Annotated in this window: 7 protein-coding genes; 4 read left to right on the top strand and 3 right to left on the bottom strand. The window is 53.6% G+C overall.

Annotation, left to right across the window (positions count from 1 at the left end; translation table 11 throughout):
- The first annotated feature begins 103 nt into the window (after positions 1–103).
- The 4 genes from KJZ99_08705 to KJZ99_08690 all read left to right on the top strand — a co-directional run bounded on the left by KJZ99_08705 (position 104) and on the right by KJZ99_08690 (position 5,763).
- Entirely contained in the window at positions 104–2,302 is a 2,199-nt protein-coding gene (locus KJZ99_08705; protein MCL4305980.1) for a lytic transglycosylase domain-containing protein, read from the top strand.
- An 83-nt stretch (positions 2,303–2,385) separates the two neighbouring features.
- Positions 2,386–3,351 (top strand): selenide, water dikinase SelD, encoded by a 966-nt coding sequence (gene selD / locus KJZ99_08700; GenBank protein MCL4305979.1) that lies wholly within the window; start codon positions 2,386–2,388, stop codon positions 3,349–3,351.
- Positions 3,351–4,328 (top strand): aspartate-semialdehyde dehydrogenase, encoded by a 978-nt coding sequence (locus KJZ99_08695; GenBank protein MCL4305978.1) that lies wholly within the window; start codon positions 3,351–3,353, stop codon positions 4,326–4,328. The genes selD and KJZ99_08695 overlap by 1 nt, the downstream gene beginning before the upstream one ends.
- Entirely contained in the window at positions 4,291–5,763 is a 1,473-nt protein-coding gene (locus KJZ99_08690; GenBank protein ID MCL4305977.1) for a T9SS type A sorting domain-containing protein, read from the top strand. The genes KJZ99_08695 and KJZ99_08690 overlap by 38 nt, the downstream gene beginning before the upstream one ends.
- Before the next feature lie 67 nt (positions 5,764–5,830).
- Here the strand turns inward: KJZ99_08690 and KJZ99_08685 are convergent, their stop codons facing one another.
- From KJZ99_08685 to alaS, 3 genes are read right to left on the bottom strand one after another with little or no spacing between them, the layout of a single operon-like run.
- Positions 5,831–7,912 carry a BatA domain-containing protein gene (locus tag KJZ99_08685; protein ID MCL4305976.1) on the bottom strand — a complete coding sequence of 694 codons (2,082 nt, stop codon included), beginning with the start codon at positions 7,910–7,912 and terminating at the stop codon, positions 5,831–5,833.
- Positions 7,909–8,559 (bottom strand): SIS domain-containing protein, encoded by a 651-nt coding sequence (locus tag KJZ99_08680; protein MCL4305975.1) that lies wholly within the window; start codon positions 8,557–8,559, stop codon positions 7,909–7,911. The genes KJZ99_08685 and KJZ99_08680 overlap by 4 nt, the downstream gene beginning before the upstream one ends.
- The gene (gene alaS / locus KJZ99_08675; GenBank protein ID MCL4305974.1) at positions 8,556–11,219 is read right to left on the bottom strand and encodes an alanine--tRNA ligase; all 2,664 of its coding nucleotides are present in this window, start codon (positions 11,217–11,219) and stop codon (positions 8,556–8,558) included. The genes KJZ99_08680 and alaS overlap by 4 nt, the downstream gene beginning before the upstream one ends.
- Between the last annotated feature and the right edge of the window lie 13 nt (positions 11,220–11,232).

The following is an 11,232-nucleotide window of genomic DNA, read 5'->3' as shown; positions in this document are numbered from 1 at the left end:
ACAAGACTTGGTAAAATAACGAAACTCCACCGGAAACACAAGTGATCTATAGGGGGTTCCATGACTGTAAGTATAGCATGAGCAGCTGAATGAGACTATTAAGATGATTGTTTTTCGAGGTTCTTTTGCTTACTTTGCGTCCATGCTTCGCCAACTTAGCACGCTCTTGGCAATTCTTCTCGCGCCATATCCGATACTGGCGGCAACTCTTGCGGATGACTCTGCTCGAGTTGCCCAGATTTGGGGCTATCGATTGGCAGGAGACACGCTTGCCTCCGAGTCCTTGTTGGCATCCCGCAGTTTACCATCTTCGCCGGAGTGGGAAAGTCTCGCAAACTTCCTATCCGCTTGTTTCGCATACTCAGATTCCAACATTGCACTAGTCCCCACCATACTCGATCTCGGGGTTCCACCCGACCTTGAGGATCATGCCGCATGGCTGCGAGCAAAGTCACTTACGCAACTTGGCCAGCCTCATCTTGCGGGAATCTATTGGAGAAGGCTCCTTTCCTCATCACTGCCCGACTATCGTGATCTTGCGGCAAAGGAGTTGTTTGAAGATGCCCGCGCACAGGGCAATTTGGACACGTTGAACAGCCTCGCCAGCGCTGCTCGCTCAAATCAAGTGGCGGTCGGGATTCGACAGGCCATCAATCTCGAGATTGCCAAATTCCTTTCGCTCTCCGGGAAACACTCCGACGCGACCACTCTGCTTCGGTCAACGTATCTCGATGCTCCCGCTTCGTCGCAGGGAAAGGACGCGAAGCGAAGGTTGTCTTCCTATGCTGTAACCTACGGCTTCACTCCGCCTGATCCTGGCTGGAGCGGCGAGTGGGCCGAGGTCGAGCGCCTTGAGCGTGCGGGGATGAAAAATGATGCGCTTGACCGACTGTCAGCTTTGCGAAGTCGTGGCCGTTACGCGGCGTACGACGAGCAAATGATAGCAATGCAGGCAAGACTTTCAGTAGCACTTCGCAGGCATGACGATGCGCTTAAGTTTGCTCAACAGCACATAAAGCAGTTTCCGGAGTCGAGTTTTCGGGATGAAATGCGTTGGTGCATTGTGCGATCAGCCTACTTGAAAGATCAAGATCAGTTGGCGATTAGTACGGCCCAAGAGCTTGCGAGAACCGGCACGGATAAGTCGCGAGTCGGAGAATCCTGGCGGCTGATTGCCTTGCTGCACATTGACCGTAACAACCTTGCAGAGGCAGCCAACGCCGCGAGCAAGTGGTATGAGGCTGCGCAAGGTGCCGGAGGGGCGGACGATGCCCTTTGGATGCGCGGTTGGACTCGCTATCTTTCTGCAAAGTATGAGAGCGCATCCTCCGATTTCGTACGCCTTGTGCGCAGTTATCCCGAGTCCGGTTATGTTCCCATCGGCCTCTACTGGGCAGCCAGGAGCTTCAGCGAAATCGGCCGAAGGGATATGCGCGACAGCTTGTGCTCTGAGCTTCTCAGCCGCTTTCCTTTCTCATACTACGCTCTGTTATCATGCTCGCTGAGTGACTTGCCAACTCCTGTTCGGCGTGACATGCGAGTACTGAGCTTAAATGAAGTCCATGCGCTGGGTGGATCACACTCTCGCGCCTTCGCTCAGCTAACGGCGCTTGGTCTATGGGAGTTTGCGTTACGCGAATGGCCTCAAGTCGAAGCTGAGTGTGGAAAGCGCGCAGATCTCGCTTGGTGGAGACCACTGCTCTACTGGAAGAATGGGGATCGTTTCGAGTCGTGGAAGTGGATTATCAAGGAGTTTCGCAATGAAGCTTCGTCCGTAGGGAGCCGTCCCGCTGAGTTCTATGAACTGTGGTATCCGCTTGATTACGAACCGCTCCTGTTGGACATGTGCCGCCGCTACGAAGTGGATCCGTATCTTGCCCTTGGCGTGATTTGTCAGGAAAGCCATTTTGATGAGAAAATCGTAAGTCCATCCGGCGCTATTGGATTGATGCAGCTGATGCCGGAGACCGCTCGTTTACAGGTCAAGCGCATGGGGCAGGTTTTGCGAGAAGAAGAACTCTATCATGGCCCGCGAAACCTCGAAATCGGGATTGCGCACATCGCGGATTTGCAGCGCAGTCTGAATGGAGACGTGATTCTCACGCTTTGCGCATATAACGCCGGCATCAACGCAGCCAGGCGGTGGCAATCCGAATTTGGCAACTTTCCACCTGATGTGTTTGTCGAGTTGATCCCTTATCGGGAAACACGACTTTATGTCAAGCACATCCTTCAGCACATTGCGGCCTACCGCCGTGTCTATCCGGATTTGAATCTAACATCGCCGGATTCAGAACAGTAACCATGTCCTACACAAAAGAAGAGCTGACCAAGCTGACGCATCTGGTAAGCTGTGCTGGTTGAGCGTCTAAGATGGATCCGGCGGTGCTGGATCTCATTCTTGGCGGGCTTCCTGCAGCACGCGACAAGAACCTGATTGTCGGGTTCGACCATCGTGATGATGCCACAGCCTATCGCCTCCCTTCGGGTGAGGTGATTGTACAGACAGTGGACTTCTTCACTCCTGTGGTCGACGACCCCTACGATTATGGTTCAATTGCAGCGGCTAATTCCCTTTCCGACGTCTATGCGATGAACGGCAGGCCGCTCTTTGCTCTTAACATTTGTGCTTTTCCCAAGGCAATTTCGCCGGACATTTGGCGTGAAGTGCTGCGCGGCGGTGCCGAAAAGGCGGCGGAAGCAGACATCGTTGTCGCAGGCGGGCACACGATTGACGATAAAGAGCCAAAATATGGCATGGTCGTCACAGGATTGGTTGACCCGGCAAACATGTGGAGTAACAACGGTGCACGGCCGGGCGACGTGCTGATTCTCACTAAACCGCTTGGGTTGGGAATTCTCACGACTGCGTTGAAGAATGAACTGTTGACTGCGCAGGAGATTGGTGCTGCAGTAGGATGGATGCAAACATTGAATAAGCACGCACAGCTTGCCTTGCGTGACTGTGGGATCAAGGCTGCCACAGACATTACGGGCAACGGGCTGCTCGGTCATGCCGCCGAAATTGCCAAGGCATCAAACGTTCAGTTCAAGATGCATGCGGCTTCAATACCTGTGCTGGAAAGCGCTCTCCCACTTGCAGAACAGGGAAAGGTCCCTGGCGGAACAAAGATGAACAAGCTGTACCTCGGGAGTTATGTGGAGTTCGCTTCGGAGGTGTCGAGCGCAATGCAGTGGATAATGTTTGACGCCCAGACGTCCGGGGGACTGCTGGTCGCCATTCCTCGAGGACAATTTGAACTGGCGCAGCAATCCCTCGGTACACAGAATATTTACTATGCGGAGATTGGCGAAGTCGTTGAAGGCACTGGAATCGTGGTGACTCAATAGTGAAACCTGTGCGACTTGCAGTATTAGGGGCAACCGGATTGGTAGGCCAGACAACGCTTGCAGTCCTGGAAGAGTGGGGCGTCCCATTGGCAGAGCTAAGTCTATATGCGTCGACGTCTTCGGTCGGTAAAACGATGAAGTGCAACGGAGAGCTTCATGAAGTCCGCTCGATGGAAGGCGACGAAGTTGACGCAGAGTATGCCATTCTCGCTCTTTCGGCAGAACATTCGAGAGTGTGGGTGCCGCAGTTAGAGGCGCGTGGGATTCGGGTGATTGACCATTCCAGCGCATTTCGCATGAACGACGACGTGCCTTTAGTGATTCCGGAAGTTAATGCCGACAGAATCACATCACAAACTCGCGTGGTCGCAAATCCGAATTGTTCGGCATCAGTGGTTGTCATGGCCCTGGCACCGCTTGATCGACGATTCGGCTTGCGTCGTGCTCTAATTTCGACATACCAAAGCGTATCGGGTGCAGGGTCGGCCGCAGTTGAAGAAATGAGAGCTCAGAATCGTGACGCTAACGCCAAGCCTGAAGTTCTACCTCGGCGGATTGCCGGAAATCTCTTCCCAGAAGTCGGACACTGGGAGAGTAGTGGCTATAGTGCGGAAGAAACCAAGATAGTCAGTGAGATCAAGAAGATTCTGAACCGAGAGCACGTTCACGTAAGTGCGACGGCTGTACGTGTGCCTGTCGAAATTGGGCATGCGGCCTCCGTCAGCGTGGAGTTGCTGCAGGGGACATCATTGGCCGATGTCTTGAAATGTCTTTCTGATTTTCCAGGACTCATTTGTGACGGATCTGATTACGCGACTCCCCTCGAAGTCAGCGGTCAGCAGGATGTGCATGTCGGACGTGTGCGAATCGACCCGGACGATAATCATTGGCTGCATTTTTGGGTCGTAGGTGACAATTTGCGAAAAGGCGCGGCCTCCAATGCGATTCAGATACTTCAACTCTGGTCAGACCTTTAGTCTTTTCTCAATCCTGCTACTGCCGGGTGTGCTTTGTGCGCAGCTGGACTGGAGTCATGATGTGGTAGTTTTTGGTACGGATCAACACGAATGGAGTCCGCAAGTAGTCCCGATCGGTGACGGTCAGTTTCGAGCCTTTTGTGTGCGCGAATCAAATGTCCTGAGCATGCGAACCTCGCAATTGTACGGCGAAGTTTGGGAAGCGTTTACTGACAGGACAGTGACTCCTGAGTACATAAAGTTCGCAACTGCCAGTGACGACCGGTACGCGTATATATCGAATTTTGCTCGCGATGGCTCAGATATACACTATCGCAGAATATCTCATACGTCGTCAAATTGGCCGGAACCTTCCTCTCCTCTGGTTGTCCCCGAGAATACGGTGCTGAAAGACGCAGTATTGCTCTCAGACTTCGACTTTTCCAACGAGGATCCTTATGTTCACTTGTTTGTGCTGGCAGCTTCTTCAAATGGCATGGGGACGCTTGGTCACTTCTATGCGATGAACTACGGTCAGGACTGGTTTAGTAGCGGCTGGTTCGCATCGGGCCTTCCCATGCAGGATTCTTCGGCGAGTATCGCAGCCGCAGTGACATGGGAAGGTGAGAATGAGAGGCTTTGGGTTGCCACCGCGATTGACCGGCCAGGTTCAACCGGCGAGCAGATAGCATTGTATTACTCAGATGACCTTGGCAGTCACTGGAGCACTCAATTAACTCCCGATATCAGCAGCTACGCTCAGACAAGGCCCACTCTTATCTCCCGTGAGAGTACGATCATGCTTGCATATCAGCGACGGAACAATGCCTCTGTCGCCCGTGAGATTTACGCGACGTACTCCCCGGACAACGGCGTGTCGTGGTCAGACCCCCTTCAGCTTACGGATAGCCCCTTCGATAACGTAAACCCGCGATTGATGGAAGCGGCAGGTGAGATTGGCATTTGCTATGCCCGTGTTCAGGTACAAAACCAGACCGGACAGCTCTTGTTTCGCCGTGCCAGTATCAACCAACCTTGGGCATGGGAATTGGAAGAACCGGTCTCGGATCTGAACGGGCTTGTAGTTTCTGAAGGTTTTGGATGTGCCGCCGATGAAGAAGGCTTCGCGGTCGTCTGGAGTGGTCGTCTGATCGGTGACGACGGAGATGTGTTTTTCGACGGTTCATGGAGAGGTACTGCAAGTGAAGATCAGTCCCGAAGTCCCTCGCCTACACTAAGTCTGTTTCCCAATCCTACGACCGGTTGGGTGACGATCGCTCCTCTTGGCGAGTCGTCACAGATTCGTCTGTACGACATTTTAGGAAGAGAGATTACAAGTATAGGTGGATCAAACATGAGTCGGACTTGGAAACTGCCTGACGGCTTGCCCAGCGGATCCTATTGGCTTCGTGCAAGCGACGCTCATTCGTCCGTCCGTGTAACTCTTCTTCGCTGATAGTGATTTGGGGGCCAACAAAGAGGCTCCCTCGCGGGAGCCTCTTTTGCATAAATGTCTGGATCGGCTATGTCGCAATCGCTTCCTTCTTCGGTGTTCGCGCAATGAACATTTCAGCGATTAGCAGGCACAGCGCCAGCATTAGAAAGAGTCTCCAAAGTTCACGCCCGTATCTGCCTTCGCTGATCACGGTCTCCATGTTTGCTGTCTGACCCAATCGCTGCAGCTGTCCCCCAAGACTTTCCAAGTGCAGATCGTCGGTCATAGGTTTCAAGAAAGATTCTTTCGCAGGGATATTGACAACGATTGGCAGCACGTCGCGCTCTGCCTGGCGCAATCGAAACTCGCCACTGGAACTTAGGGGAGGAATGCGCAAAACTTGCCCGCCAGCAACAGGTGAAGCTGTCAACTTCAGGGAGACTTCGTTGGACGAAAGATCATACTGTATGGCATCCGTTGAACGTAGCAGTAGTTCACCTCCCTGACCAACCGTCTGTGTCAAGTCAACGCCCGCTCGTCCTGAGCCAGCCAGGTAAGCCGCACTTCCCGTCATCAGCGGGGCAAAGATACCTGCGCGAAACAGGGACGACCATTCCGGATCAGGCGAACTCGTAAAGAAGAGAATTCGCCCACGTCCCTGAGTCGCCTCGCACAAATAGACCTTGCCTCCAGCTCCTTCGATTACCGTGGCGGCTGCGGCATCGCGGGATATCGCAAGCGTTCGCGCGAACTCAGGTGAAATGTCGGCAGGCCTTTCCTGAAAGACGCCTTCAAAAAGAGGATGCTCCAGATCAACCTTGCTCCAACGCGTACGGCCGTCTCCCGCATCGTCAACACCGAGCGGTGCCGGCAGACCCAATGCTTGCATCCATACGGCATGAGATCTCAGATCAAAATTTGGACCACCTGCGACGAAGATTCCACGTCCTGTTTGCAGGTAGCTTCGCGCGCGTTCTGCAAAACCACCGGAGAACGCGGGTGCGTCAACCACAAATACCGCATCATAGCTCAACCAATCCGCTGACTCAAACTCAGAGGTCGTCATTTCCACTGCGTGCACGAAAGACTCTGCGCTTGCAGCAGGGTCCATCGCCAAGGCGGTCAGTCTGCGTGCCGGCCCAATCGCCCCGACAATGGCGACGTTCAGACGGGCAGGCACACGCAATACAAATCGCCTGACATCATCATCAGCGAAGGCATCCGTATCTTCGAGCCTCACGTATCCCGCCATGTCTCCGACGCTCTCAGGAACAAATCGAAGCTGCTCTGTTCGCGCTTCACTAGCTCTAAGAGAAAGTCGTGACTGTGCTACGCGAGCACCATCCAGATAGGCGGAAACTATTCGATCACTAACCGCATCGCTGCCACTGTTAACCACAGAAAAGCTTAGCTCTATTGTGCGCCCCGGGGCAATTAGTCTGGATGAGATTTCCGCATGGACAATCCCTACATTTTGCACATCGTCTTTGGCAATGGGGACGACGTAGAGACGGACGTCATTGGGAAGTATAGGAGCATCGGGCAATCGTTCGAGCCATGCGCTTTCACTGAAGTCGGAAATGACGTATACTTCCTTCAGCAGATTCTGCGACTTGCCTAAGATGCTTCTCGCTTGACCCACAGCATCAGACAACGTGCCGCCGGACTCCTGTGCTGTGGCAGCCTCTATCGCTTCACGCAGCAAAGCTTTGTGTTGCGTGGGGGAGTCGGGGAACAACTGCGGGACAGGGTCGGCCCAGACGATCTGTATCTCATCGTAGGAGCCGAGAGACTGGATTACTTCTTGCGCACGCGTCTGTAGCTCTCTAAAGCGTGTGCCATTTGGAGATTCGGCGCGCATTGAAGCTGAGCGATCAAGGACAAGTACAACGCTCGCCCTCGCTTCGCCGGTTCCCAAAAATCCGGTCTCAGAACGCAAAACGGGTCTGGCCATCGCAAACACCAAAGCGAGAATTGCCAGGGTGCGGAGCACCAGCAACAGCCATTGGCGTACCCGTACACGACGCATCTTTTGCCTCTGCATCTCCTGCAAGAAGCGTAGCGTCGGAAAGTCCACCTCCTTAAACCGCTGACGGTTCAGAAGGTGAATAAGTATCGGGATCAGTCCGAGTGAGAGAGCGGCAAGCAGCGCAGAATTAAGAAAAGTCATCGAGTCGAATGGAGGTTATCGCCGCTCGAAAGTAAGTCTTCAATGAGTTCAACCAGCATGTGTCCGCAGAGCAAATGAGCTTCCTGCACACGCTGACCGGACGCTGATGGAATATGCAACACGTAATCTGCATGACGATCCAAGGGAGTGGGGTCCATCCCCAGCATGGCCACTCGCTTACCGCCGATCTTAGCCGCCGCCTCTGCAGCAAGTATGAGATTTGGAGAGCGACCGGATGTAGACAAAAGGAACAGGACATCGCCGGCGTGCATCAAAGCCTCAACCTGCCGGGAGAAAACACGATCAAATCCGTAGTCATTGGAGCACGCAGTGATAAGTGATGTATCGGTGGTCAAGGCGATGGCTGCAAGTGCTTGTCGTTCGCGCTGGGCTGTGAGCCTGACGACAAATTCGGTTGCAAGATGCTGGCACTCCGCAGCCGATCCCCCATTGCCGCAAAAAAACAATTTGCCGCCGTGACGCAGGGTACTTGAGCAGGCTTGGGCAATGGCTGTCAACTCAGCAAAACAAGTCGTGGAAAGCTGACTGTGCATCGTTGCAGCTTCTTGCACTGCATGTTGCAATTTCTCGATGGCTTTAACCATCAAAGGGTCGTGAACTGAAGCGAGGTGTTCGGGCTTGCTCATTTTGCGGCCGCTGTCGCAAGATTTTGAATCAGTTGTGCTGCGGCAGAGAGAGCCTGATCGAGCGCAGATGCGTCTTTGCCTCCTGCGGTGGCAAGGTGGGCTTTACCACCACCGCCGCCCTTCATGAGTTTGGCAAGCTCTTTTACAATGGGCACCGCGTCCCACCCCGCCTTCACTAAGTCTGGAGTAACTACCACTACCAGTGAAGGTTTGTCTTCAGCAACCATTCCCAGCACTCCAATGCCGCTTCCAAGCTGTTCCCGAATCGCATCGCCCATCTCCTTGAGTTGATCGAGGTTCTGAGCACTGACGCGCTTGGAAACAAGTTTGATCCCGCCGACCGGGATTGCCTGCTCCGCGAGAGTCTGCATGGCGTTTCCTGCCACCTGCGCGCGAAGCTGATCAAGCTCCTTCTGAAGTTTCTTCTTTTCTTCGAGCGTAAGCCTCAACTTCTCCGCAGGGTCACTTCCGGCGCTGCCAAGCAGGTCGATGAACTCATCGACCTTATTGCGCTGCTGTGCAAGAAAACTCCACGCCGACTCTCCTGTCAGCGCTTCAATGCGGCGAATTCCCGCTGCCGCGGAGGTCTCTGCTTTGATTACAAATACGCCAATATCGCCAGTTCTCCGCACGTGACATCCACCGCAAAGTTCGCGTGAAACTATCTGCTCGTCGTCAGATATCTCAATCATTCGCACTTCATCACCGTACTTCTCACCGAACAATGCCATCGCGCCAAGGTTCTGTGCTAGTTTCAATGGTACAATAGCCGGATTCACGAGGAAGTTTCCGCGTATCCAGTCGTTGACCTGAAGTTCAATCTGTGCGAGTTCGTCTGGTTTTGGTTTGTCAAAGTGTGTATAGTCAAAACGCAAGTAATCTGGTCCGACATACGAACCTGCCTGATGCACATGCTCGCCGAATGCCGCCCTAAGTGCAGCGTGCAGCAGATGAGTCGCAGTGTGATTGAACTGGGTAGGAAGGCGATGGTCTCGCGCCACAGAAAGCTCGGCGCTAAGCCACTGCTTCTGCGACACAGCCTCCAGCAAACCCGGAACGAGATGATCGAGCATCGCAGTATGGAGTATAGCTTTATCTCGACGCGATGCGCCCGCCACTTTCGACCGAAATATGTCTTCACCGAGCATGAACTCGACAAATCCTGTATCCGAGACTTGCCCGCCCGACTCCACGTAGAAGGGAGTTCGTGTTGCGGCAAAGAGGAATCGGCCGCTTTCGGGATCAAAGTGAACTGGAAGGATCTGTGTCGCCGCAGACAATGTGTCGTAACCGACGAACTCTGTCGACGGCAGCTCGCCATTCAGTATGAAATCATCGCGATCCGTCTTGAAACTCCCTGCGGCTCTTGCGCGTGCCCGCTGACGCTCCATAGCCTGGTGGAATCCCGCTTCATCAACTGTCAAGCCGCTTTCTCTTGCCATCAACTGTGTAAGGTCAAGCGGAAACCCAAAAGTGTCGTAGAGCTTGAAAGCTTCTTCACCGGGTATCTCCGCGGCATTCGTCTTGCGTGCTTCCACAAGCACGGCGTCAAATTGTTCTAAGCCGCGATCCAATGTCTTGCCAAAATGTGATTCTTCCGCTTCGATCACTCGCGCAATGTGTGCGTGTCTATCCTTGATTTCCGGAAAGACCTGACCCATCGTATCGATGAGGACCGGAACGAGTTTGTGTAAGAACGGCTCATGCAGGTCGAGTTTTCGACCGAAGCGTGCGGCTCGGCGCAGAATGCGTCTCAGCACGTAACCTCGTCCTTCATTCCCCGGCATCGCTCCATCGCCGATTGCAAATGTCAGACAGCGCACGTGATCGGCGATCACTCGATGGGGAATACCTGAATCTTCCTGAGCATACTCCCTGCCGGTCAAATTGACAATCTCGCGAATCAACGGCTGGAACAAATCGGTGTCATAATTGGAGCGGTACCCGCCGAGCACCGCCGCGAATCGTTCGAGGCCCGCACCTGTGTCCACATGCTTGGCAGGAAGCTGTACGAGGCTGCCGTCTTGCTGCGAGTCGAACTGTATGAAGACGTGATTCCAAAGCTCAATGTACCTGCGCGAACCGGTATTCACGAAGGCATTTGGATCGCTGTCAAACTCAGGGCCGCGATCAATATGGATTTCAGTACAAGGGCCGCATGGACCGGTGTCCCCCATAGACCACCAGTTATCTTTCTTTCCAAATCTCAAAACATGCGACGGGAGGATGTCCGTTTCGTTGCGCCAGAGGGCCTCTGCTTCATCGTCGGTCTCGAATACAGTGGCATAGAGCTTATCCTTGGGAAGCTTGAAGACATCGGTCATCAATTCCCAGCCCCAGCGGATCGAGTCATACTTGAAATAGTCGCCGAAGCTCCAGTTGCCGAGCATCTCAAAGAAGGTATGATGGTACGGTGACACACCGACTTCTTCGAGATCATTGTGTTTGCCTGAAACGCGGATGCACTTCTGAGTGTCGGCAATGCGTGTCGCTTCAGGCTTGGCAAGTCCGAGGAAATAAGGTTTGAACTGATTCATCCCTGCGTTCGTAAATAGCAATGTCGGATCGTCCTGCGGAACGACTGGAGCCGAGGGAACAATCAAGTGCTGTCGCTCTTTGAAGAACTCAAGAAATTGCTGACGAATTTCGGCGGCGGTCATAAGGTGCGTTATC

Source organism: bacterium, assembly GCA_023382385.1.
In the GTDB taxonomy this organism is placed as follows: Bacteria; Electryoneota; RPQS01; order RPQS01; family RPQS01; genus JABWCQ01.
Note: the sequence above shows the minus strand (reverse complement) of the source record. Positions and strands in the feature narration are given on the sequence as shown.

What these genes read in the sequence shown, in the direction of transcription:
- KJZ99_08705 (MCL4305980.1), top strand. Translation starts at nt 104, where the DNA reads ATGATTGTTTTTCGAGGTTCTTTTGCTTACTTTGCGTCCATGCTTCGC.
- KJZ99_08690 (MCL4305977.1), top strand. Translation starts at nt 4,291, where the DNA reads ATGCGATTCAGATACTTCAACTCTGGTCAGACCTTTAGTCTTTTCTCA.
- KJZ99_08685 (MCL4305976.1), bottom strand. Translation starts at nt 7,912, where the DNA reads ATGACTTTTCTTAATTCTGCGCTGCTTGCCGCTCTCTCACTCGGACTG.
- KJZ99_08680 (MCL4305975.1), bottom strand. Translation starts at nt 8,559, where the DNA reads ATGAGCAAGCCCGAACACCTCGCTTCAGTTCACGACCCTTTGATGGTT.
- alaS (MCL4305974.1), bottom strand. Translation starts at nt 11,219, where the DNA reads ATGACCGCCGCCGAAATTCGTCAGCAATTTCTTGAGTTCTTCAAAGAG.